Origin of the sequence: Microcystis sp. 0824, assembly GCF_003112475.1 — a bacterium.
Taxonomy (GTDB): Bacteria; Cyanobacteriota; Cyanobacteriia; order Cyanobacteriales; family Microcystaceae; genus Microcystis; species Microcystis aeruginosa_C.
On record NZ_BDSM01000025.1, the window covers coordinates 148,137 to 171,193 of the forward strand.

The window sequence follows — 23,057 nt, forward strand, 5'->3', positions numbered from 1 at the left end:
GCCAATTATTAAAACTAAGCTGGAAAGTCGCCTTTCCGACTTGTCCTCAAAACCGTGCCTGAGAGTTTTCACCTCACACGGCTCCCCTCCCCTCCGATAGACCCCTTGTCATAGGTACGCTCGATAGCTCGATGGGAGCATCTCATTTATGCAAGTAAGTAGGGTTTGCTGAAAAAGTCGCTCAAAGAATTATGCTATTGAGTGCCAATAATTTGTCGCCCAAGTGATAAGTTTTACTTGAGTAAAATCACTTTTAACATAATTTTTATTAAAGCGTTGCCGACATCTTAGTTCTTTTGTTCGCCCAGAAATCAAGAAAGACAAAAAAAGCCCAAAAAACTGCCGAAGCAGTCGGGAAAGATTGACAACCAAAAAGGTAATAGCAATGGACGTTTCTGAAGTTTCAGGTAGTTTTGTCATGCACAGATTTAAACCAAATCTTCTCTTAGCTTGTCCGAATTTCCCTTCTATTGCATTGCGAAAACTCTCGTCCTCTTGTGCTTGTTTTTTTAGTCCAGCGCTTCGATTCTTCGGTGGTCTTCCCAAGGGTAATCCACTTAATCTTATCCCTCTTTCCTTGCACCATGCCAAGTTTTCTCTGGTTCGATAAATTTTATCGACATGAACGGATTCGGGATAACAACCATAAGTCTCTTTAAAGTTAGACCTCTTGCAAAAATTTTTTATGGTATAATGAAAAGTTTATCTATTTCGTCTTTGAACTTCTAAATTTATGATCTTTCCACCATTATTTTTCCACAGATACGGTTAATCAACTCTCAATACATTATTCGCACGACAAAGATATCTAGCTTGTTATTATCAGCTAAATTAAAAGAATATAGTTAGTTTTTTGCTTAGGTTTTTGAACCTAAATCGTTATTGTAAATTCCAGCGATTAAATGACTTCTTAATCCAAATTTATATCGGCGATTTCGATAGGGGTAAGAGAGAATTTTGAAGATTTTTAAACAGCGATTAACATTTTCTACAGCTACTCTTATTCTCCCTAATTCCCGATTATATTTCCTCTGCTCCTCCGAGTAATTCTTTCCTCTTGGTTTCCTAACAGGAATCTCACTTAGTTCATGAATTTTTACAATTCCTTGGTAGCCTTTATAGCGGTGTACAGTCGTATGAGGTACAGTGTCACGAGCTATAAACCATGCTAGGCAAAGCTTGGTCTGTATCTCACTCAAGCGCTTACCGCTATATCTGCTAATAATTTTATTGTTTTAGGTAATTTTACTTGACTTTTTTGGAATAATTTAAAATCGTGCATTCTTCCTTTTCCATGCCTTAAACACATTATCTTCTTCGTTTTTAAATCAATAATCACCTGCGTCTTCAAAGTATGTTCCTTTTGTTTTCCACTATAAAACCCTTTTTGCCTTTTCTTTGGTCTTTCAATAGGACTTTCCATCACATCGATGACTAGAACGGTGTCTGGGTCGGATAATTTTCTTAATTCTTTTTGTCCAGGTAGGGATAATTTTCCCGATTTTATCAATAAGTTTTCGACTTTATGCACAGTTCGACAAACCATCGACTCTGAGACTCCCCACTCGCACCCAATGTGAAAATAAGTCCGATATTCCCGCCAGTATTGAATAGCTATTAAAACCTGATCTTCTGGGATTAATCTACAAGGACGACCCAGCTTATTCTTCTTTTTTTCGTATTCTTTAATGATGTTAACAATCAGATAGAAAGTTCGGCGACTCATTCCCGTTAAACGCTTAAATTTCTTTCGACATAACCTATTCGTTTCGGCAAATTTCATACTTTTATTCTGTTTTTTATCTATTAAGGACAGATTTTAAACAGTATCACAAAAAAACTCTTTTATTACGCTGGCAACACTATCTCATTGTGGCGATCGCTGTCTCGTGAGAGTATTGGCAAAAATAAATAACCCTTTATTATATCACGAAAGACTTTTGCAAGAGGTCTAGTGAACTGAAAACTCACATTTGATCAGCTGTTAAGTATTTAAATTGCTTGTTTAGACGAGGCAAGAGGCACTCTTGCAAAAGCCAACAGTAAAAAGATTGGGGGAGATTCGGCTAATCTTAATAATAAGCGGTTTAAATGCGTCTTAGCTTAACTGATAACTGATTCAAGGCTGTCTCCTGACTCCTGATGTCTGACGGCTTTCTTGAATCAATGTTAATTTCTAAGTCTCAACTGGGCATATTAGAATTAGTCCCGATCGAGGGACAATAACACAGATACCCAATTTCTACTATCATGTCCTCCCGTCGAATCATCATCGGTGACGTTCACGGTCAATACGATGCTCTTTTGCAGCTAATGGAAGCAATCGCGCCTCAAGAAAAGGAACCAGTTTATTTCTTGGGCGATTTAATTGATCGTGGTCCCAATAGTGCCCAAGTGGTTGAATTTGTTCGTCAACACCGCTATCGTTGTCTATTAGGCAATCATGAACAGATGCTGCTAGAGGTGTTGGGCAGCCAAAGAATGATGGGGGAAATGTTGCCAGGTTGGCTTTATAATGGCGGTAATACTACTCTTTTTAGCTATAACCACAAAATACCGCAAGATCACATCGATTGGCTGAAAACCTTGCCTCTTTACCTCGATTTAGGCGATATTTGGCTGGTTCATGCTGGGGTTCATCCCCATTTACCCCTCGAAGAACAAGATGCTACTCATTTTTGTTGGATCCGCGATGAATTCCACAGTATGCCGGAACCTTTTTTTAGTGATAAATTAATTATCACTGGCCACACGATTACTTTTACTTTTCCGGGGGTAAGTCCGGGGCAATTAGTCGCCGGTGCCGGTTGGTTAGATATCGACACGGGAGCCTATCATCCCCACAGTAATTGGTTAACTGGATTAGATATCACTAATCGTTTGGTTTATCAGGTCAATACCAAAGATAAAACCCTGCGAAAATTTGATTTAGAAGATATAACCACCTTAATTAATCCTGCCGAAGTCTATACTAAAAGAGTGCAGCCCACCCCTTAAAAATAACTGTTATTAACAAAAATATAATTCTCGGACGGGGAGTGATGCCAAATCCCCCCAGATAGCTCAGATATTAATCCTTGGGTTGAATAACGCGAACCAGCAGCTTAGGCTATTGGGATTCTTTGATCGTAGGTTCTCAAGAGCGGTAAATTGAATAAAGAATTGTCCAGCTTTCCTTCACCCATGACTCTCCCCTCGGATTTTCCCCTAGAACCACCCGCTACCAATAAAGATCCCCATCGTGATTATCGCGGACTCGATCGCGGTAAACTCACCCCCATGTACCAGCATTATGTGGAGGTAAAAGAAACCTATCCCAATGCCCTTTTACTCTATCGTGTGGGCGATTTTTTCGAGTGTTTCTTTCAGGATGCGGTGATTATCTCCAGAGAATTAGAATTAGTTCTCACCAGCAAGGAAGGGGGTAAAGGGATTGGGAGGGTCGCCATGACCGGAGTTCCCCACCACGCCCTAGAGCGCTATAGTCGTTTATTGGTGGAAAAAGGCTATGCTGTGGCGATTTGTGACCAAGTGGAAGATTCAACGGAAGCAGCCGCCGAAAAACGGCTCGTAGAACGCGCTATCACCAAACTGCTCACCCCCGGAACCCTCACCGATGAGGGAATGTTAAACGCAAAAAAGAATAATTTTCTGGCTGCAGTGGTGATTACCGGAGAAAATTGGGGATTAGCCTATGCAGATATCTCCACCGGAGAATTCTACACCACCCAAGCCAGTGATTTAACGGCTTTAAGCCTAGAATTAACCCGTTTACAGCCCTCAGAAATCCTTTTTCCCATCAATGCCCCCGATTTAAACCGTATTTTGCGCCCCGGGGAAAAATCCGACCATCTCCCCCCCTGTTTACCCGATAGTTTTTGTTATTCTCTCCGTCCCCAAAATATCTTTACTCTCACAGAAGCGAAAAATCGTCTCTTAATCACCTATAAAATGCGTTCCCTAGAGGGGATGGGCTGCGAACATTTACCCCTTGCTATTCGCGCAGCCGGAGGCCTATTAGAATACATTGAAGATACCCAAAAAGCCAATCAAGTCCCCCTACAACCCTTAAAAACCTACTCTATCTCCGAATTTTTGATTTTAGATGGGCAAACCCGTCGTAACCTTGAAATTACCCAAACGGTGCGCGATGGTAGCTTCTATGGTTCTCTATTATGGGCGATTGATCGCACTTGCACGGCCATGGGTAGTCGCGCCTTACGTCGTTGGTTACTGCAACCCCTCTTAGATTCTCGCGGTATTCGCGCCCGTCAAGATACTATCCAAGAGTTAAAGGATAATCCTGCCCTGCGCCAAGATATTCGGCAAAAATTAGGGGAAATCTACGATATAGAACGTTTAAGCGGTCGTGTAGGTGCAGGAACAGCTAATGCCCGCGATTTACTTTCCCTAGCGGCATCTTTAGTCAAATTAGCCGATTTAGCGGCTTTGGTTGCTTCGGGAAATTCGCCCTATTTGAAAGCTTTACAGCAAATTCCCGCCGATTTAGAAAAATTAGGCCAGCAGGTGATAGCGCATCTGGTGGAATCTCCTCCGCTGCATCTGAAGGAAGGGGGGGTGATTCGTGAGGGAATTGATGCCCAATTGGATGCCCTGCGGCGCGACTATCAGGAAGTAATCGATTGGTTTAAGAATCTGGAGACGACAGAGAAAGAAAGAACGGGTATTAGTAATCTTAAGGTTAATTATAACAAAACTTTCGGTTATTATATCAGTTTACCCCGCAGTAAAGCCGATTTCGCCCCAAAAGAGTATGTGCGTAAGCAAACTTTAGTCAATGAGGAACGTTATATCACCACCGAGTTAAAGGAGAAAGAAAATATAATTCTGACGGCAGTAGATGAATTAAATAAGTTAGAATACGAGATTTTTAGCGATTTACGCCGTCAAGTGGCCGAATTTTCCCCAGAAATCCGGGAAGTGGCCACAAAAGTCGCCGCTTTGGATGTGTTGGCAGCATTGGCAGAAATCGCCGTTTATCAGGGATATTGTCGCCCAGAAATCGCCGATGGTCGTCTTATCGATATTAAAGATGGTCGTCATCCCGTGGTGGAACAATCCCTTGGGGCCGGCTTTTTTGTGCCGAATTCGATTAATTTGGGCAATCAGGAGGGTTTAGAATACCCCGACTTGATTATTCTCACCGGTCCCAATGCTAGTGGCAAAAGTTGTTATCTGCGACAGGTGGGATTAATTCAATTGTTGGCCCAAACCGGCAGTTTTGTCCCAGCAAAGTCGGCCAAAATCTCCATCTGCGATCGCATTTTCACCCGGGTGGGGGCTGTGGATGACCTCGCTACGGGCCAATCCACCTTTATGGTGGAAATGAACGAAACTGCCAATATTCTCAATCACGCCACAGACAGATCATTAGTATTACTAGACGAGATTGGCCGGGGGACAGCCACTTTTGACGGTTTATCCATAGCTTGGTCTGTGGCGGAGTATTTAGCCACGGTACTGCAATCGCGGACGATTTTCGCCACTCACTACCACGAACTGAACGAATTAGCTTCAATCTTAGAGAATGTGGCCAATTATCAGGTAACAGTCAAGGAATTACCCCATGAGATAGTATTTTTGCACCAAGTACGACCGGGAGGCGCGGATAAATCCTACGGTATCGAAGCGGGAAGATTAGCCGGTTTACCAGCTTCTGTGATCGATCGTGCCATGCAGGTGATGGGTCAAATCGAAAAACATAGTAAAATTGCGATCGGTTTGCGTCAAGGAATTAAGAAAATTAAACCAGTTAAGTCGGATAATTCCCCCTCTCTGCAGCAGTTAGATATTTTTGATGACAGTAAGTAGGTAGGTGTTAAAATTTGTCAGACACCCCCCTTATCAAGGGTAGATCCCCCCGCCTATCGGCACCCCCCTTATCAAGGGGGGCAGGGGGGATCGAACCTAAAATTCATTTTTAATTTAATTATAACCAGCTACTTAAGTAGTCGTGGAAAACTCAACTTTGTGTACTTTGTGTCTCTGTGGTTCACAAAAACAAAAAAGGCTTAATTTAGCAACACTATTAAAACTGTAAAAACTTTTTGATTTGTGTCCAAAGATTGGTAAAAGACTCTTTCATTTCCTCCTTAATTTTCCAGCGTTTAAATGCTTCTTCGTAGGCAATTCCTTGATTTTGAAAAGTTTTCCAAGCAGAAAGGGAAAGAGGTAAACCCATCAGCAAAAAGATATAAATTGCCCAAGAAATTGTTCCAGCACTAATTAAATTAATGATAATAAAAAAACTATTGATAATCAGATAGCGAACGGTTTTATTTTTTAGCTCCTCGCGACGAAAGCGATCAAATTCTTGCCGTTTATAACTGAGCATTTTTGACTCTTGCCAGTCCTTTTCCGCCGCTTCTAAGTCTTTAACTTCAATAGCTAAATCGTCAGCAATTTCTAACAACTGGTGGCGGGTAATTTCTCCCTTATCCCCTTGACGGGAGATAGCCAAATAGAGAATTTCCTGCACATCCTCTTGACTGTAGGATTGGGGAGGGAAAAAATCGGGGTTTGGCATAGCGATAGAGAAAGAAATAGGTTCCTTCTCTATTATGGGCGATCGATTAGCGATTGACAGTTAGACGAGACAGGGAGTTTTTAACTGATTCATCCATGCTTCTAAATCCTGCAAAGAGCGCTCGGCATATTGACCGTAACGTTCCCGTTTATTGCGGATTTTTCTGGTAAAATTCGGCAAAATGCCAAAATTTGGCGGCATCGGTTGAAAATGTTTCGGTTCGGCACTGCTGATAAACTCAAATAATGACCCCATCATCGTTGTGGTTGGCAATGTCACCGTTTCTAATCCTAAAGCTAAACGAGCGGCATTAGTTCCCGCTAACCATCCCCCAGCAGCCGCGGCCGTATAGCCTTCCGTGCCGATTAACTGTCCTGCCGCTAACAGCGTCGGTCGCGATTTAAACTGGAGACTGGAGGATAATAACTGGGGAGAATTGATAAAGGTGTTTTTGTGCATCACCCCCATGCGGACAAATTCGGCCTTTTCTAACCCCGGAATCAGACGGAAAACCCGTGTTTGTTCACCCCATTTTAAATTAGTTTGAAATCCCACCATATTCCACAATTGGCCCGCTTTATCTTCCATTCGCAACTGTATAACTGCGTAGGGACGTTGATCCGGATATCTGGGATCCGCTAATCCCACCGGTTTCAGGGGACCAAAACGCATGGTATCCTCTCCCCGACTGGCTAATTCTTCGATTGGCAGACAAGCCTCGAAAAATTTGGCATTTTCTCGCTCAAAATCCTTCAATTCTGCCTGTTCTGCCTGTTTTAACTCTTGCCAGAAATGCAGGTATTGTTCACGATCCATGGGACAATTGAGATAGGCGGCCTCACCTTTATCGTAACGGGAGGCCAGAAAAGCGATCGATCGATCAATAGATTCCCCTAGAATAATCGGACTAGCGGCATCAAAAAAGCTCAGATAGTCCAGACCGGCAAAATTTTGCAGATCTGCGGCCAAGGCAGCACTGGTTAAGGGTCCAGTGGTTAAAACGACGATACCATCCCGGGGAATTTCCGTGATCTCCTGACGTTTTAAGGTGACTAGAGGGTGGTTAGCCAAGATTTCCGTCAAATTTCGACTAAAGACCCCTCGATCGACCGCTAAAGCCCCTCCTGCGGGGACACTGTGCTGATCGGCCTGAGCAATAACTAGAGAATTTAAGCGTCGTAATTCTTCATGGAGTAACCCGGTGGCGCGATCCACCGCCATGGCACCAAAGGAGTTACTACAGACTAATTCGGCTAAAAATTGGCTATGGTGGGCGGGACTAGAGCGAATTGGGCGCATTTCGTACAGGATCACGGGAATACCTGCTTGGGCTATCTGCCACGCCGCCTCAGTCCCCGCTAATCCTCCACCAATTACATGAATAGGGCGATCGATCATAGTTGGGAGAAAATGGCTAGAGTAGGATTATTTTAGCGTTAGTTCCGAGTCACCAAAAAATAGGGCCAGCCTAGGGCGATCGCATGAAGATTTGGGTCGATCACAAACTCAGGTTATAATATAAGAAAGGGATAGAATATTATATTTTATCTCGTCACGGTTTTTGCTTTCGAGAAGGTGGCAACACCGCCCCACTTTCTCACCATCTCCTTCCAGATGGGCTAGTTAGCGGTTTGACTTCTATGAACACCAATTATCTTGAAGAATACCAAAAATACCTAGCCGAATGGCAGAAAATGCTTCTGTCCGCTTGGGGTAATGGTGTTCCCACGACTACACCAGTGTTTGAGTTTCCGGAAACTTTGGTTAAATCCCTTGAATATCAACAAGAATGGGTGAAATCCTACCTAACTGCCCAAGAAACCGCCACCAAAGTTGCCCTCGATAGTCAGAAACAATTCTGGGATAGTTATTTCGGTTTTGCTCGTCAGTCCATGGCTGTAATCAATAAACCAGCTTAATTAGGTATCAATTGGCTAGATAGTTCGGTTAGTGACTTAACTTCCCTTAGAAAATAAAATACCTCAAATACAATCCCCTCCGGCCTTGTATTTGAGGATTTTTTCGGTTTTATTCCCCTTTAAGCAATCAGGGAATTTTGGGGTTTAGCAAAAATCATCCGGCCGGCCGAGGTTTGCAGTGCAGATGTCACCACTACCCGCAATTCTCCCCCTAGATAATCTTTTCCTTCTTCTACCACTACCATCGTGCCATCTTCTAGATAACCGATGCCTTGGGTGGGTTCTTTTCCTGCTTTGAGAATTTTCAGATCCAAAGTATCCCCAGGTAAGTAGATCGGGCGTACTGCTTGGGCGAGATCGTTGACATTCAAGATGGTGACTTTTTGCAGATTGGCCACTTTACTGAGATTATAATCGTTAGTGAGCAAGGTGGCGTTAATTTCTTGGGCAAGATGGACTAATTTAGCATCTACGGTGTTAATATCCTCATAATCGGCGGGATGAATGACAATGCGATCGGGGAATTCTTGCTGCATCCGGTTTAAGATATCTAATCCTCGTCTTCCTCTAACTCGTTTTTGGTCATTACTGCCATCCGCTAACTGTTGCAATTCCTGAAGGATAAATTGGGGAATGAGTATCTGTCCCTCGATAAATCCCGTGTCTAACAATTGTTCGATACGACCATCGATAATACAACTGGTGTCAACAACTTTGGTGGCGGCCGCTTGCAGGGTCCCTTCTGCCACTAAAATTGATTCCATACTATTGGGGTTAATCAGACGCAGAAAAGTGCGACCGTGGGTATCAGCTAAACTAACCCCCAGATAGGAAAACATAATACTGCCTAAAATGGCGATTATCGGCTTAATAAACGAGAATTCTCTGGGAATCGGTAGGAAGAAAATCGGGGCCAGGATCAGATTAGCAATTAACAAACCGATAACTAGACCGACCGAACGGGTTAAAATAACTTCGATCGGAGTTTGTCTTACTTGGGTTTCTAGACGACGATAGGTAGTTTGGGCAACTAAACCAAGAGCTAAACCAATAATTGAGGCAAAACCCGCCGATAACCAGCGTAAAGCTTCAATATTGCTGATTTGAGACTGGACAGTAACCGGCAGCAAGTCAACACCACTATAACCAATACTGGCAACAGCGAAGACGAATAGTAAAATTATGACAGCATCAAGCATGGGGATAATACCAGAGGGGATAGGGGGGGAATGATGGTAGAAAAATAATGAGTATGGATGCTTTTATATTATATCTGTGGGTTTCTCCTAATTTGTCTCGGGAAAGTTGCTTTTATTCTAGGAGATGTTCTCCCCAGCCATAATACATCTTAACGAAGATCAACGAAATTATAGCCGTCAGGAGACAGGAGACTCCGAGACAGGAGACTCCGAGACAGGAGACTCCGAGACAGGAGACTCCGAGACTCCGAGACAGGAGACAGGAGATTGTTTTTATTTATTCTCCCCACTCTCCACTCCCAATTCATAATTTATAATTCCCACACCCCACACCCCACACCCCACACCCCAACCCCCTTCTCCCTTTTTCCTTGATAAAATGTCCTATTTTGACCCCATAACCTCGGTTTATATTCATATTCCCTTTTGTCGTCGGCGCTGTTTTTACTGTGATTTCCCGATTTTTGTCGTCGGTAATCACACCAATCCGGCGACTTTTCCCCCTGTGGTTGAGTATGTGGAAATATTACAAGAAGAAATTAGCCTTAGTCAGGGGACGGGGAAACCCCTAGAAACAATTTTTTTTGGGGGGGGGACTCCTTCCCTGTTACCGGTGGAATTATTAGGGGCAATTCTGGATACTTTAGCTAAAAAGTTTGATTTTGCGGCCGATATAGAGATTTCTATGGAGATTGATCCGGCTACCTTTAGTTTAGAACAATTACAGGGTTATCTTAGCGCGGGAGTCAATCGGGTTAGTTTAGGAGTACAGGCTTTTCAAGAACCATTATTACAGGTTTCTGGTCGATCGCATACCGTTAAGGATATCTATCAGGCAGTGGAATTAATTCAGGGATTGGGAATAGTTAACTATAGTTTGGATTTGATTTCGGGATTGCCACAACAAACCCTCACAGATTGGGAAAATTCCCTAGAAAAAGCGATCGAACTGCAACCGGCCCATCTTTCCTGTTACGATTTGGTCTTAGAAGCGGTTACTGCTTTCGGTAAACAGTATCAACCGGGAAAAAAACCCTTACCCGATGATGAAACTACGGCGAAAATGTATGTTTTAGCCGGTGAAAAACTAGCTTTAGCCGGTTATCAACATTACGAGATTTCTAACTATGCCAAACCGGGTTATCAATGCCGACATAATCGAGTTTACTGGGAAAATCGTCCCTATTACGGTTTTGGTATGGGGGCTGCTAGTTATCTCCATCAACAACGTTTTACCCATCCGCGCAAAAGTCGCGACTATTTCGCTTGGGTAAAAGAAGGCTGCCCAATTGACGTGGAGAAAAATAGTTTTATCGATGATCTTCTCGAAACCTTAATGCTAGGGTTAAGGTTAGCAGAAGGTGTGAGTTTACCTGCAATTGAAGCTAATTTTGGTTCGGAAATCAAAAAAGCAATGTTAGAGGTCTTAGAGCCGCATAAACAGCGTAATCTAGTAATAATTGAGGGGGATACCAGGGTAAGATTAAGCGACCCCGAAGGTTTTTTGTTTTCTAATATCGTTTTAACCGATTTATTCGATCGCTGGCAATAGTTCAGAAACTAGATTTTACTGACGATAATAGATAGCTAACCAAATACAAGGGGGATTATTGCTAGTAAATTCGACGCGATGTTTTTGGTGAGGAGGAATCAGGAGATAATCCCCCGCTTGCAGATTAACTTGGCTGCCATCTTCATAACTAATCTCAGCGAATCCCTGTAATAAAATCACCCATTCAAACTCAGATTGATCGTACCATTGACCCTGGGGAGTGGTTTGACCGGTAGAAATAATTCTTTCTAGACGAATAGCTTGACTTTGAGCTAAAATTTCCAGAATTTCTCGGTCGGGAATTAGTTCAGGTAAATCAAAAATTGAAGCTGCTGTCATTAGTTATTATCTCTTTCTGGATGAAAATCTTTAATCACCGTCGGTATTGCTGTTAAAATTTTCTCAACGATATCAGCAGGTGTATCTAGGTCAGAAACAACAATCCGAAGATCTGCTTCTGCATAAATTCCTCGTCTTTGTTCTAATAATAATTCCAGTTTACTTTCTAAATCAGTGGACTCCAGCAAGGGACGAGAGGTATCTTGTTTTAAACGTTTAACCAAAACTTCTAGGGGAACATCTAACCAAATCATTAAACCGTGACGAAGATAACTCCAATTTATCGGTTTTAAAACCATCCCTCCCCCGGTGGCAATCACAGTTTTAGTCAGAGAGGATAATTCGACCAAAACTTGGGTTTCCAACTCCCGAAAAGTCGCTTCTCCCTCGTCGGCAAAAATTTCCCTGATTTTCTTTCCCGCGACCCTTTCTATTAATATATCTGTATCAAAAAAACGATATTGTAACCGTCGGGAAAGCAACTCTCCCAGGGTGGATTTGCCAGATCCCATCATTCCTAGCAAAAAAACACTTAATCCCCGTAAGGAGTTAAAATCCGTTGAATTGTCCATAGTTAAAATTTAGCTGAATGTAGTCCTCGCTACTCAGGGATGATTTTTTGATAAGCATTTAGGAGTGAAAACCGCCAGATGGAATCAGAAAATCTTCTCAGAACCCCCATTGACACCGACATCGTGTCAGAATCTGGATAACCATGATACCATCTTGGTAATTAATCGACAAAATCAGCTTGATTAATTTAATCAAGTGGTATGGGGAGTGTGAACACAGGAGTCTAAAATTCATGTCCAATCAACCAGCAAACTTTCCGGGTAACAGAAATCAACTCAAACCGATTAAAGTCGGGGTTATCGGGGTCGGTAACATGGGACAACACCATAGTCGCATCCTGAGTTTATTAAAAGACGTGGAATTCGTCGGGGTGGCCGATGTCAACGTCGAAAAGGGACTGGAAACTGCCAGTAAATACCGAGTCCGTTTTTTTGAAAATTATTTAGATCTCTTACCTAGGGTAGATGCGGTTTGTCTCGCTGTCCCCACGCGGTTACACCATCGAGTCGGGATGGACTGTCTGCAAGCGGGAGTACATACCTTGATCGAGAAACCGATCGCCGCTAGTATTAGTGAAGCGGAATCTTTAGTCAATGCGGCAGCCGATCACGATTGTATTCTGCAAGTGGGTCATATCGAGCGTTTTAATCCCGCTTTCCAAGAGTTATCGAAGGTCTTGAAAACCGAGGAGATTTTAGCGATTGAATCCCATCGCATGAGTCCCTATTCCCAGCGCGCTAATGATGTGTCGGTGGTGTTAGATTTAATGATCCACGATATAGATTTAATTTTAGAATTAGTCGCCGCTCCCGTGGTGAAATTAACCGCTAGTGGTAGTCGCGCTGCCACTGATTCCGGTTATCTCGATTATGTCACTGCAACCCTTGGTTTTAGTAATGGAGTGGTGGCTAATTTAACCGCTAGTAAGGTGACTCATCGCAAGATCCGTCGTTTAGCGGCCCACTGTAAAAATTCTCTCACGGAAGCTGATTTTCTCAATAATGAAATCCTCATTCACCGGCAAACCACCGCTAACTATAGCACCGATTACGGTCAAGTTCTCTACCGTCAAGATGGTTTAATTGAAAAGGTTTATACCAGCAATATTGAACCTCTACACGCGGAATTAGAACATTTTGTTCATTGTGTGCGCGGTGGGGACCAACCTTCTGTCGGTGGGGAACAAGCTTTAAAAGCTTTACGATTAGCTAGTTTAATCGAACAAATTGCCCTTGATGGTCGCGTTTGGCAACAATCGGACTGGAATTATCAATATCTTAATTCTCCCGTGATTACTGCTTCTTAATTGTTTCTACCCCGATTCTTTAAGTAAGAGAATTGGGGTGAGGTAACAAAATTAGTTATTTTGAGAACTTTTTAAACATTTTTCTGAGGATTTTTTCCCACACCATTGACTTTCACAGGGAACTCCATCACCGTCTCCATCCATTTTGACATTAGGGCAATTTCTCAAGAAAAAAGTCGCTTCTGCACAGGAGGTCATCTGGGAACAGTGAGTTCTACCATCGCACCGAAACTGTGGAGAAGGACTAGGTTTTTTCTGGGGAGTGGGACGATTATTGTTGTTAGCTACGGCTAAATTATTGAGGGTTTGATTGCCAGAAATTGGTGATTTTATTGATATTTGTTCGCTCAGAAAAGACAGAATTAAAATAACAATTACTTTTTTCATAAAATGCTTGCCTGATTCTCTGCTCTTATCATAGTAGCAGATAGGAGACAGGATAATAAATCTGAGTTATTCCCTGTTTCCCATTCCCCTATTTAGAGTAAAATTTCCCTGTGTTGAATTGCTAATTTATGGGCGGGAAAACCCTCGTACTCGGCTAAAGTTTTCGTGGTTTCTTTTAACTTTTCAAAGCCTTCAGGGGTGACATAAGCCAAAGTAGAGCGCTTGAGAAAATCATAAACTGAAACCGCCGAATAGGAACGGGCAAAACTTCCCGTCGGCAGCACAGCATTTACCCCGATGGCGTAGGTAGCCATAGAGGAAGGAGTATGATTTCCCAGGAGAATTTCTCCAGCATTTTTAATCTTGCCCAGAATGGCAAAAGGATTACTAACTAAAACCTCCAGATGTTCTGGGGCGTACTCATTGACGAAATCGAGGGATTGCTGCAAACTATCGGTTAAAATTATGCCCCCATAGGCGGCTAAACCCGCCTCACAAAATTCCCGTCGCCAATCTGGGAGTTTTTGCAGGTATTCCTGAGCGTATTCACTAGCAGCGATCGCCACCTGTTCACTGTGGGTGACTAATAAAGCCGCCGAATCCGCCCCGTGTTCCGCTTCAATTAATAAATCCAAGGCCGCTAAACGGGCATCGGTGGACTCATCGGCCAAAACTATCGACTCACTTGGACCTGCTGGTAAACCCACATCCACAGTGCCGAAAAGTAACCGTTTGGCCGCCGCCCCATAGACGCTGCACGGACCTGTAATTTTGTCAACCCTTTTGATATTTTTTGTTCCCAAAGCTAAAGCAGCGATCGCTTGTACGCCCCCTAACTTATAAATTTCTCTGACTCCAGCCATGCGTGCCGCCACCAGAGAAACCGGCTCCACGTTGCCCTGTTTATCGGGGGGAGTGCAAACCACCACTCTTTCCACTCCTGCCACCATTGCCGGTATGGCTAACATTAACATCATCGAAGGAAAAGCACCGCGGCCCCGGGGAACGTATAAACCCACATTGGGGATAGGAGAGATTTTTTCGCCGGCAAAGACACCTGGTTCAATTTCTGCCAGTAGTGTTTCTTCCGGCATTTGGCGACGATGTACCTCTTGAATATTCCGGAAAGCCTGTTCAATGGCGGTTTTTACTTCTGGTTCAATTAACTGAAAAGCCTGCTCAAATTCTGCCTCGCTGACTTTGATATTTTCTACCGTCGCACCTTCGTAGTCAAAACGCCGCACATAGTCCACAACGCCGGCATCCCCCCGCTCGCGGATGGTTTCTATCACCGTTTGAGCGACTTTGAGGGCGTTATCAATATCTAACTCGGCTCTTTTCTGAAGTTTTGCCCGTTCCGCGCTACTTAATTCCGAAAGTTTTAATATTCTAACCACTATTGCTGCTCCTACTGCCCCCTTCCTCTCAAGAATAGCGGGGAATCTGAATCTTTTTTGATTATAATGCAGATCATGTTTAAGCTCTCTTGCTGTTCTGTAAATGCGATCGCTCTTGGTTTGTTATGGGGGGCGAGTGGTGCTGTGTGGGCAGAAACGGAGTTAGACTTAGATCCGAAAATTCGGCAAGAAAGCCCAGTTTTAGAGCGTTGGTTAGAAAAAATACCCGATATCGCCGAAGATATTCGCCGCGATCCTAGTTTTCGCACTCGTATCCGTTTAGGATATGCAGAGTTTCCTTCTAGGGATAATTCCAGTGTCGTGATTTTGGGGGTAGAAGATGTGTTTTTCGGTCAAACCAGTTTAACCCTAAGCGGCGATTATCAGACGGCTTTTAACGGCAAAAGGACGGCAATAGGAGCAAATTTACAATACTATCTCCTCCCTTTGGGTGATTATGTCAATCTGGCTTCCATGGTGGGCTATCGTTACATTCAAACAGGAAATTACAGCACCGATGGGCTTAACTTAGGATTAAAGCTCAAATTAGCCCTTTCTCGCACGGGGGCGGCAGATATCACCGTCAGTCAGAGTTTTATCTCCCCGGGGGGTGATAACGAGGTGGGATTAACTACTCTTTCCCTTGGTTATGCGATTACCTCTAATTTACGTTTAGCCGCCGATATTCAAGCCCAAAATTCCCGCGCTCGTAAAGATAGCTCCCTGGGAATTTTACTGGAATGGCTGCCCTAATGAGGGTTTGCGGCAAAAAGTTTTTCGTGGGGTGCAGGGTGTAGGGTTTTACCGATTTAGGGTTGTTTCATTCTCCCAAATGTCATTCTCTCAAATCCTTATCTGGCAACGTTTTTGGTGGATTTCTCGGAATAAATAGCTGAAAATTTGTCAAAACGTCGTGCTTTGTAGGTTGATTCATGAATCAACCTACTATGAGAGCAAAAACCTGTACTTCCCTGCTCCCTAGCTTACCTGATGAGCGATTAAGGGTAGCAAAAAAAAGAATTAGATTCGGAGAATGAATCAGCCCTACCCTTCCTCTTAGTTGTAAAATACCTACACCTGTCAGGCTCCCCGCTCCTCTCCAATCCCCAACCCCAAAAAAAAGGAATTGGGAGAAAAAATTTTAATTCTGCGTCAAGGATTTTGCAAGGCGACTGGGCAACATTTTGGAATTCTGCCCAAATGCCCCTATCATGAGGTTGACTTTACTACCGATCGAGTTTAAAACTTATATAATCGTGGGTCTGAGGAGTGAAAACAGTGAAAAAAGTTAATTTTAACGGCCAACCTTTCCATTTCATCGGTATTGGCGGTATTGGGATGTCAGCTCTCGCTTATATCTTAGCCAAGCGCAATTTACCCGTGTCTGGCTCCGATTTACGTCCTACCCATATTACCCAACGGCTACAGGGAGCGGGAGCGCACATTTTCCACCGTCAAGAGGCAAATAATTTAGCTTTATTTCATTCTCCGGTCCCTCAAAACAGTAGCCAAACAGTTCCGCAAGTAATCTGCTCCACGGCGATTAATGACCATAACAAGGAATATCAAGCGGCCAGAGACTTAGGATACCCAATGTTTCACCGTAGCGACGTTTTAGCGGCTTTAATCGCTGATTACGACAGTATCGCCGTCGCTGGCACCCACGGCAAAACCACCACTAGCAGCCTAATCGGTTACGTTTTGTTAGAAGCGGGATTAGACCCCACGATCATTGTCGGTGGTGAGGTGGACGCTTGGGAAGGTAACGCTCGTCTTGGTCAAGGTCGTTTTTTAGTGGCAGAGGCCGATGAGTCCGATGGTTCCCTAACCAAGCACGCCCCGAAAATCGGCGTAATCACTAATATTGAGCTAGATCACCCCGATCATTACCAGAATTTAAGCGAAGTTATCGATACTTTCCATGAATTCGCCCATCAGTGCCAGATTTTAGTCGCTTGTTTAGATTGTGACACGATCGCCGAGCATTTCCGTCCCACAATCAGTTATAGTCTCGATCCAGAAAAAGGTGCCGATTACACCGTCAGCGAGATTATCTATGAACAGGGAATGATGAAAGCTTCCGTCTGGGAAAAAGGCAGTTATCTGGGACAAATGGAAGTGAAAATCCCGGGGCAACATAATATTAGCAATGCCTTGGCAGTGGTGGCCATCGGACGTTATCTCGGTTTAGAATTTGCCGTTATTGCCGATGCGATCGCTACTTTTGCCGGAGCAAAACGCCGTTTTGAACACAAGGGAGAGGCAAACGGCATTACTTTTATCGATGATTATGCCCACCATCCTAGCGAATTGTTGGCCACGTTAGCGGCGGCAAAATTAAAGGTAGAAGGCAAACAGTACCAACGTTCGATCGCTATTTTCCAACCCCATCGCTACAGTCGCACCACTGCCTTTTTAGAGGAATTCGGCTCCGCTTTCAGTTCCGCCGATGTGGTAGTCTTAACGGATATTTATAGTGCCGGGGAAGTGAATATCAATCACGTCACTGGGCAGCAAGTGGTCGAACAGGTGAGAAAACACCATAAAAACGCCTACTATCACCCCGAATTGAGTTCTTTAGGTCAATTCCTGCTAGAAATTCTCCAACCAGGGGATCTAGCCCTCTTCCTCGGTGCTGGCAATCTCAATCAAGTTATCCCCGAAATGCTCTCTCTTTACCGCGAACAATTAGCCGTTAGAGTCTAGGAGTCAGGATTCAGGAGTCAGGAGACAGGATTCAGGAGTCAGGAGATTATTTTTATTTATTCTCCTTGCTACCTGCTCCTTTGCTCCCCATCTCCCCAACCCCCAAGTTATAATTCATAATTCATAATTTATAATTTCCAACCCCTAAAACCCTATGATTAAATCCTCTGTTTCTCTAGCTGATTTCACTTCCTACCGGGTGGGGGGAAGAGCGCAATGGTATGCCGAACCAGTTAATCTAGAGGAATTAAGAGAATTGTTCGCTTGGTGGCAATCGCAAGATTTACCCTTGACTGTTTTGGGGGCTGGTTCAAATTTACTAATCAGCGATCGAGGTTTACCCGGACTGGTCCTCAATACTCGCTATCTGCGATCGAGTTGTTTTGATGCCGAAACTGCTACGATTACAGCAGCGGCGGGGGAACCCCTGCCAAAAATAGCTTGGAGAGCGGCAAAAAGGGGCTGGAAGGGCTTAGAATGGGCGGTGGGTATCCCCGGTACGGTGGGGGGTGCTGTGGTGATGAATGCGGGCGCACATACCTCCTGTGTGGCGGATCGATTAGTGCGGGCGCTGGTATTAAATCCCGATGGTCAGTTAGAAATTGTAAGCAAAGAAGATTTAAATTATAGTTATCGCAGTTCTTCTCTGCAAGGGGATCAACGTTTAGTTGTCGAAGCCACATTTCAGTTAGAAGCTACCGATAATTGCGAGGAAATAATGGCAATTACTACCCATAATTTACGCCATCGCAAAAGTACCCAACCCTATGATCGTCCTAGTTGTGGTAGTGTTTTCCGCAATCCTAAACCGCAATTTGCCGGGGCTTTAATTGAGGAAATGGGATTAAAAGGTTATCAAATTGGTGGGGCGCAAGTATCAGAATTACACGCTAATTTTATCCTGAATATTGGTTCAGCAAAAGCCTCGGATATTCTGCGTTTAATTCGTCATGTGCAGGAACAAGTGTTCGATCGCTGGTCCCTCTGGTTAGAACCAGAAGTGAAAGTTTTAGGAGAATTTGACGGGATTTAACTATTTTTCTCGATAACTTGACTAGGAATGGATAAAGGCAAATAATCAATTAATCGATCGAGATCAAGACTCAATGTCTGATAACTTGTTATTGGTGGGGTAGGGAATCACCTAAGTCACCCTGTTGAATTATTGATTGTCATTAAAAAATGTTTAAGCGATCGCTTTTCTTGCCCCTGTTAATTTTATCCCTTAGTTGTACGCTGCTTTTTAGTGCTTGTCGTCAACAAACAGCTAATAATCCTCCAGCAACGACAAATAATAATTCAGAAACTTTAAAACTTTTATATTGGCAAGCGCCGACGATTTTAAATCCCCATCTCTCCACGGGATTTAAAGACTCAGAAGCGAGTCGCATTACCTTAGAACCTTTGGCTAGTTTCAATGAAAAAGGAGAATTAGTTCCTTTTTTAGCGGCAGAAATTCCTACTATTGAAAATGGGGGAGTTGCCCGGGATGGGAAATCGGTGACATGGAAGCTAAAAAAAGATATTAAATGGTCAGATGGTACTCCTTTTACTGCCAAAGATGTCATCGCTACCTATAATTTTATTACCAATCCGAAAACTGGTTCTACTAGCGCTGGCAATTATGAAATAGTTAAAAGTGTGGAAGCGATCGATCCCCATACGGTTAAAATAACTTTTAAGCAAGTTAATCCCGCTTGGTCATTAGTTTTTGTGGGGACAGAAGGGATGATTTTACCAGCACATCTCTATGAAAAGTATAGCAATGAAACGGCACGCCAGGCCCCGGCTAATTTATTACCGGTGGGAACGGGTCCCTATAAAGTGGTAGAATTTAAACCGGGAGATACGGCGGTTTATGAACCAAATTCTTTTTTTCGAGAAGCGGATAAGTTAGGTTTTCAAAGAATAGAATTAAAAGGAGGAGGTGATGCCACGTCTGCGGCACGAGCGGTTTTACAGACACAGGAGGCGGATTATGCTTATAATTTGCAAGTAGAGGCCAAGGTTTTAAGTGATTTAGAAAAAGCGGGTCGGGGTCAGTTAATATCTAGTTTCGGTTCTTTGATTGAAAGAGTTTTATTTAATCTGAGTGATCCTAATAAAGTTACTCCTGAAGGTGAGAGGTCTAGTATTAAGTTTCCCCATCCTTTTTTGAGTGATGTAAAAGTAAGACAAGCTTTATCTTTAGCCGTTGATAGAGATACTATTGCCACGCAGCTTTATGGTATTGCTGGGAAAACAACTCCTAATTTTATTGTGATGCCATCGGAATATAATTCGCCCAATACTAGCTATGAATTTAATCTAGAAAAGGCTAAGAAATTCCTAGATGATGCGGGATGGAAAGATAGTAATGGTGATGGCACTAGGGATAAAAATGGGATAGAAATGAAATTAGTTTTTCAAACTACTGTCAATCCTCTCCGTCAGAAAACCCAAGAAATTATCAAACAAAGTTTACAAGCGATCGGGGTAGGAGTAGAATTAAAAACTGTTGATGCCAGTATTTTCTTTTCTAGCGATCCTGCTAACGATGACACGGTAGAAAAGTTTTATGCTGACCTACAAATGTACACTACCGGTAATAATAGTCCCGATCCAAAAGCCTATTTTAAAACCTTTACCTGTAGCGAAATTCCCCAAAAAGCTGATGGTTGGGCCGGTGATAATTATGCTCGTTATTGTAATCCTGAATACGATAAATTATGGCAAGCTTTTAGTCAAGAATTAAACCCAGAAAAACGGAGAGAAATAGCAATTAAAATGAATGATATGTTAATCAATAATTTTGTGATTATTCCCCTAGTTCATCGTGCCGATGTGGTGGCAATTAGCAATAGTTTGTCGGGGTTTAAATTAACTCCCTGGGATAGAAATACTTGGAACATCAAGGACTGGAAGCGTAGTAAATAAATGCTGAAATATTTTCTGAAAAGATTATTATTTTCGATTCCCACTCTTTTAGCTATTAGTATGGTGGTTTTTGGCATTTTGGCCCTAGCGCCGGGGGATCCGATGGGAGAATTTGCAGCTAATCCCGCTATCACCGAAGCGGTGCGAGAAAATATTCGCAAAAGTCTCGGATTAGATCAACCCCTTCCCGTGCGTTATGTCAAGTGGTTGTTAGCATTTCTTCAAGGAGATATGGGCTATTCTTTCACCAGTCGCAGCCCAGTTTTTACCCTCATTTGGCAGCGTTTACCCACAACTCTCTGGATTGTCGGTATTGCCTATATTTTCGGGGTTTTAATTGCTTTTCCTTTAGGCGTAATTTCAGCAGTCAAGCGCTATTCTTGGTTAGACAAAATCATCTCTACTTTTTCGCTACTTGGCTTTTCTTTACCCACCTTTGTGACGGGATTATTATTAATTATTATCTTTAGTGTGCAGTTAAACTGGCTACCATCTTTTTATAACAGTACCCTAGAAATCCGTGATTTTAATAGTTTGGTCGAGCAGGTTAAACAGTCAATTATGCCCATAACCGTATTAAGCTTATATCAAGGGGCGATGTTGATGCGTTTCGTGCGTTCTTCCGTAACCGAAGAAATTCACCAAGAGTACGTTAAAACTGCCTTAGCCAAGGGATTAACTAATTTTTCTGTCCTAACTAAGCACATAGTTCGCAATGCTTTAATCCCCGTTGTCACTCTGATTGCTCTCGATATTCCCTCAATTTTTACTGGGGCCTTAGTTACAGAACAAGTGTTTCGTGTGCCGGGTATCGGTGCTTTATTAATTGATTCTATTTCCCGCAGTGATACCCCCGTAGTGATGGCGATTACCTTTATCTACGGGATTTTAATTGTTATCTTTAACTTAATTGCCGATTTAACCTATAGTTGGCTCGATCCGCGAGTCAGATATTAACTATGAACATCATGCGATCCTTACACACGGCGATTTTAGTCACGGAGCTAGAAAAAGCCGTTAACTTTTACGAAAATGTTCTAGGATTAACTAGAATCGATCGCCCTTTTCAATACGATGGGGTTTGGTATCAAGTGGGAGATTATCAAATTCATTTAATTGTCGATAGCAATTACCAAAACTACCGTCCCAATCCCGAAAAATGGGGACGCAATCCTCATCTTGCCTTCGCTATTGATGACGTGGCGGCCATGGGTAACTATCTAGAAAATCAAGGTTATACAATTCAAATGAGTGCCTCGGGTAGAAAGGCATTATTTGTCAGTGATCCCGATGGTAATATCCTAGAAATGAGCCAAATTTAGCCTTAATTAGCTAGACACAATTAATTACACATATCTAACTACCCCTTGCCTCTTGCCTTTTGCCTTTTGCCTATCCTAACCAAGAAGTTAATTTTGTTCTATTGCTTAAAAATTCCCCGATATGTTAGACCAATTACAGACTCAACTCTATCACCTTGAACAATACGCCGATCGCTTAGTGACTTCCCAACTAACTCACCTTAGTTTTGTCAGTATTGCCGTGATTTTTCTAGCCGGTTTACTTACCAGTCTTACCCCCTGTATGCTGTCGATGTTGCCGATTACCGTCGCTTATATCGGGGGTTACGAAAATAAAGGTCGTTTAGCGGCTTTTTGGCAGTCCACATGGTTTTCCCTAGGATTAGCCACCACCTTAGCGGGATTGGGACTAATTGCCGCTACTTTAGGAAAAGTCTATGGACAGGTGGGGATCGGTTTACCAATTATCGTCAGTGCGATCGCTATTTTGATGGGGTTAAACCTCTTGGAATTATTACCCCTGCGCTTCCCCTCCCTTGGCGCTACCGATTGGATTACCGGGGATTTTCCTCCGATTTTGCGGTCCTATCTTCTCGGTTTAACATTTGGTTTAATCGCCTCTCCTTGCAGTACACCTGTTCTAGCAACTTTATTGGCATGGGTGGCAAATACGGGAGATTTAAGCTTAGGAGGGGGATTATTGTTATCCTACACTGGCGGTTATGTTTTACCCCTAATTATCGTCGGTTCTTTTACTGCCTCGCTGAAAAGCTTTCTTTCTCTGCGTCAATGGTCCGGGTGGATTAATCCTGTCAGTGGGGTTTTATTAATCGGTTTTGGAGTTTTTTCTTTATTATCCCGTCTGCTGTGATGGTGGAGAGTTATGATAGATAATTGGCTAGAATTGCAAAACTT

General features: G+C 43.1%; 19 protein-coding genes and 2 pseudogenes. 12 read left to right on the plus strand and 9 right to left on the minus strand.

All coding sequences use genetic code 11. The features are described 5' to 3' along the window. Positions 1–189 precede the first annotated feature (189 nt). Positions 190–660, minus strand: a pseudogene (locus N0824_RS10415) (transposase); the annotation flags it as partial. Between the two features lie 197 nt (positions 661–857). Continuing rightward, a pseudogene (locus N0824_RS10420) lies at positions 858–1,783 on the minus strand (transposase family protein). A 467-nt stretch (positions 1,784–2,250) separates the two neighbouring features. Here N0824_RS10420 and N0824_RS10425 point away from each other — a divergent pair. Both N0824_RS10425 and mutS read left to right on the plus strand, forming a co-directional pair. After that, positions 2,251–2,997 carry a metallophosphoesterase family protein gene (locus N0824_RS10425; RefSeq protein ID WP_108936708.1) on the plus strand — a complete coding sequence of 249 codons (747 nt, stop codon included), beginning with the start codon at positions 2,251–2,253 and terminating at the stop codon, positions 2,995–2,997. Between the two features lie 186 nt (positions 2,998–3,183). Continuing rightward, positions 3,184–5,832, plus strand: a complete 2,649-nt coding sequence (gene mutS, locus N0824_RS10430) for a DNA mismatch repair protein MutS (protein WP_108936709.1) — start codon at positions 3,184–3,186, stop codon at positions 5,830–5,832. Positions 5,833–6,049: 217 nt separating this feature from the next. On the opposite strand, the gene N0824_RS10440 is transcribed toward mutS, so the two are convergent. Both N0824_RS10440 and trmFO read right to left on the minus strand, forming a co-directional pair. Next, complete coding sequence (locus tag N0824_RS10440) at positions 6,050–6,547, minus strand: 2TM domain-containing protein (RefSeq protein WP_108936710.1); 498 nt, start codon at positions 6,545–6,547, stop codon at positions 6,050–6,052. A gap of 60 nt (positions 6,548–6,607) precedes the next feature. Beyond that, positions 6,608–7,945 (minus strand): FADH(2)-oxidizing methylenetetrahydrofolate--tRNA-(uracil(54)-C(5))-methyltransferase TrmFO, encoded by a 1,338-nt coding sequence (trmFO, locus tag N0824_RS10445; protein ID WP_108936711.1) that lies wholly within the window; start codon positions 7,943–7,945, stop codon positions 6,608–6,610. Between the two features lie 242 nt (positions 7,946–8,187). Between trmFO and N0824_RS10450 the strand changes: the two genes are divergently transcribed. Next, positions 8,188–8,466 carry a thylakoid-associated protein gene (locus tag N0824_RS10450; protein ID WP_108936712.1) on the plus strand — a complete coding sequence of 93 codons (279 nt, stop codon included), beginning with the start codon at positions 8,188–8,190 and terminating at the stop codon, positions 8,464–8,466. A gap of 119 nt (positions 8,467–8,585) precedes the next feature. On the opposite strand, the gene N0824_RS10455 is transcribed toward N0824_RS10450, so the two are convergent. After that, a complete protein-coding gene (locus tag N0824_RS10455) occupies positions 8,586–9,665 on the minus strand; it encodes a PIN/TRAM domain-containing protein (RefSeq protein WP_108936713.1) in 1,080 nt (359 codons plus the stop codon). A gap of 379 nt (positions 9,666–10,044) precedes the next feature. Between N0824_RS10455 and hemW the strand changes: the two genes are divergently transcribed. After that, positions 10,045–11,217: a radical SAM family heme chaperone HemW gene (gene hemW, locus N0824_RS10460; protein ID WP_108936714.1), complete on the plus strand. Its 1,173-nt coding sequence runs from the start codon at positions 10,045–10,047 to the stop codon at positions 11,215–11,217. 15 nt (positions 11,218–11,232) lie between these two features. Here the strand turns inward: hemW and N0824_RS10465 are convergent, their stop codons facing one another. Both N0824_RS10465 and N0824_RS10470 read right to left on the minus strand, forming a co-directional pair. After that, positions 11,233–11,556 carry a cupin domain-containing protein gene (locus N0824_RS10465; protein WP_108936715.1) on the minus strand — a complete coding sequence of 108 codons (324 nt, stop codon included), beginning with the start codon at positions 11,554–11,556 and terminating at the stop codon, positions 11,233–11,235. Next, on the minus strand, positions 11,556–12,128 hold the full coding sequence (locus N0824_RS10470) for a shikimate kinase (protein ID WP_108936716.1): 573 nt from the start codon (positions 12,126–12,128) through the stop codon (positions 11,556–11,558). The genes N0824_RS10465 and N0824_RS10470 overlap by 1 nt, the downstream gene beginning before the upstream one ends. 233 nt (positions 12,129–12,361) lie before the next feature. On the opposite strand from N0824_RS10470, the gene N0824_RS10475 reads away from it, so the two are divergent. Next, positions 12,362–13,435, plus strand: coding sequence for a Gfo/Idh/MocA family protein (locus N0824_RS10475; protein WP_002737757.1), 1,074 nt, complete (start codon positions 12,362–12,364; stop codon positions 13,433–13,435). Positions 13,436–13,486: 51 nt separating this feature from the next. Here N0824_RS10475 and N0824_RS10480 read toward each other — a convergent pair whose 3' ends face one another. Beyond that, complete coding sequence (locus tag N0824_RS10480) at positions 13,487–13,822, minus strand: excalibur calcium-binding domain-containing protein (protein ID WP_108936717.1); 336 nt, start codon at positions 13,820–13,822, stop codon at positions 13,487–13,489. Positions 13,823–13,914: 92 nt separating this feature from the next. Further along, positions 13,915–15,219 carry a histidinol dehydrogenase gene (gene hisD / locus N0824_RS10485; RefSeq protein WP_108936718.1) on the minus strand — a complete coding sequence of 435 codons (1,305 nt, stop codon included), beginning with the start codon at positions 15,217–15,219 and terminating at the stop codon, positions 13,915–13,917. 66 nt (positions 15,220–15,285) lie between these two features. Here hisD and N0824_RS10490 point away from each other — a divergent pair, with 66 nt between their 5' ends. From N0824_RS10490 to N0824_RS10520, 7 genes are all read left to right on the plus strand, one after another. Next, positions 15,286–15,972 carry a hypothetical protein gene (locus N0824_RS10490; RefSeq protein ID WP_108936719.1) on the plus strand — a complete coding sequence of 229 codons (687 nt, stop codon included), beginning with the start codon at positions 15,286–15,288 and terminating at the stop codon, positions 15,970–15,972. Between the two features lie 525 nt (positions 15,973–16,497). Further along, the gene (gene murC / locus N0824_RS10495) at positions 16,498–17,925 is read left to right on the plus strand and encodes a UDP-N-acetylmuramate--L-alanine ligase (RefSeq protein ID WP_108936720.1); all 1,428 of its coding nucleotides are present in this window, start codon (positions 16,498–16,500) and stop codon (positions 17,923–17,925) included. A gap of 154 nt (positions 17,926–18,079) precedes the next feature. Beyond that, entirely contained in the window at positions 18,080–18,958 is an 879-nt protein-coding gene (gene murB, locus N0824_RS10500) for a UDP-N-acetylmuramate dehydrogenase (protein WP_108936721.1), read from the plus strand. A 149-nt stretch (positions 18,959–19,107) separates the two neighbouring features. Continuing rightward, positions 19,108–20,841, plus strand: a complete 1,734-nt coding sequence (locus tag N0824_RS10505) for a peptide ABC transporter substrate-binding protein (protein WP_108936722.1) — start codon at positions 19,108–19,110, stop codon at positions 20,839–20,841. Continuing rightward, entirely contained in the window at positions 20,842–21,798 is a 957-nt protein-coding gene (locus tag N0824_RS10510; protein ID WP_002803240.1) for an ABC transporter permease, read from the plus strand. Between the two features lie 2 nt (positions 21,799–21,800). Next, positions 21,801–22,163, plus strand: a complete 363-nt coding sequence (locus N0824_RS10515) for a VOC family protein (RefSeq protein WP_108936723.1) — start codon at positions 21,801–21,803, stop codon at positions 22,161–22,163. A 121-nt stretch (positions 22,164–22,284) separates the two neighbouring features. Next, complete coding sequence (locus N0824_RS10520; protein WP_079208066.1) at positions 22,285–23,013, plus strand: cytochrome c biogenesis protein CcdA; 729 nt, start codon at positions 22,285–22,287, stop codon at positions 23,011–23,013. Positions 23,014–23,057 lie beyond the last annotated feature (44 nt).

Bases quoted from the DNA above. Each gene is read 5' to 3' on its own strand.
- N0824_RS10490 (WP_108936719.1), top strand. From the start codon at position 15,286: ATGCAGATCATGTTTAAGCTCTCTTGCTGTTCTGTAAATGCGATCGCT.
- hemW (WP_108936714.1), top strand. From the start codon at position 10,045: ATGTCCTATTTTGACCCCATAACCTCGGTTTATATTCATATTCCCTTT.
- N0824_RS10465 (WP_108936715.1), bottom strand. From the start codon at position 11,556: ATGACAGCAGCTTCAATTTTTGATTTACCTGAACTAATTCCCGACCGA.
- N0824_RS10480 (WP_108936717.1), bottom strand. From the start codon at position 13,822: ATGAAAAAAGTAATTGTTATTTTAATTCTGTCTTTTCTGAGCGAACAA.
- mutS (WP_108936709.1), top strand. From the start codon at position 3,184: ATGACTCTCCCCTCGGATTTTCCCCTAGAACCACCCGCTACCAATAAA.
- N0824_RS10510 (WP_002803240.1), top strand. From the start codon at position 20,842: ATGCTGAAATATTTTCTGAAAAGATTATTATTTTCGATTCCCACTCTT.
- N0824_RS10475 (WP_002737757.1), top strand. From the start codon at position 12,362: ATGTCCAATCAACCAGCAAACTTTCCGGGTAACAGAAATCAACTCAAA.
- N0824_RS10450 (WP_108936712.1), top strand. From the start codon at position 8,188: ATGAACACCAATTATCTTGAAGAATACCAAAAATACCTAGCCGAATGG.
- trmFO (WP_108936711.1), bottom strand. From the start codon at position 7,945: ATGATCGATCGCCCTATTCATGTAATTGGTGGAGGATTAGCGGGGACT.
- N0824_RS10440 (WP_108936710.1), bottom strand. From the start codon at position 6,547: ATGCCAAACCCCGATTTTTTCCCTCCCCAATCCTACAGTCAAGAGGAT.
- N0824_RS10505 (WP_108936722.1), top strand. From the start codon at position 19,108: ATGTTTAAGCGATCGCTTTTCTTGCCCCTGTTAATTTTATCCCTTAGT.
- N0824_RS10470 (WP_108936716.1), bottom strand. From the start codon at position 12,128: ATGGACAATTCAACGGATTTTAACTCCTTACGGGGATTAAGTGTTTTT.
- N0824_RS10515 (WP_108936723.1), top strand. From the start codon at position 21,801: ATGAACATCATGCGATCCTTACACACGGCGATTTTAGTCACGGAGCTA.
- N0824_RS10425 (WP_108936708.1), top strand. From the start codon at position 2,251: ATGTCCTCCCGTCGAATCATCATCGGTGACGTTCACGGTCAATACGAT.
- N0824_RS10520 (WP_079208066.1), top strand. From the start codon at position 22,285: ATGTTAGACCAATTACAGACTCAACTCTATCACCTTGAACAATACGCC.
- N0824_RS10455 (WP_108936713.1), bottom strand. From the start codon at position 9,665: ATGCTTGATGCTGTCATAATTTTACTATTCGTCTTCGCTGTTGCCAGT.
- murB (WP_108936721.1), top strand. From the start codon at position 18,080: ATGATTAAATCCTCTGTTTCTCTAGCTGATTTCACTTCCTACCGGGTG.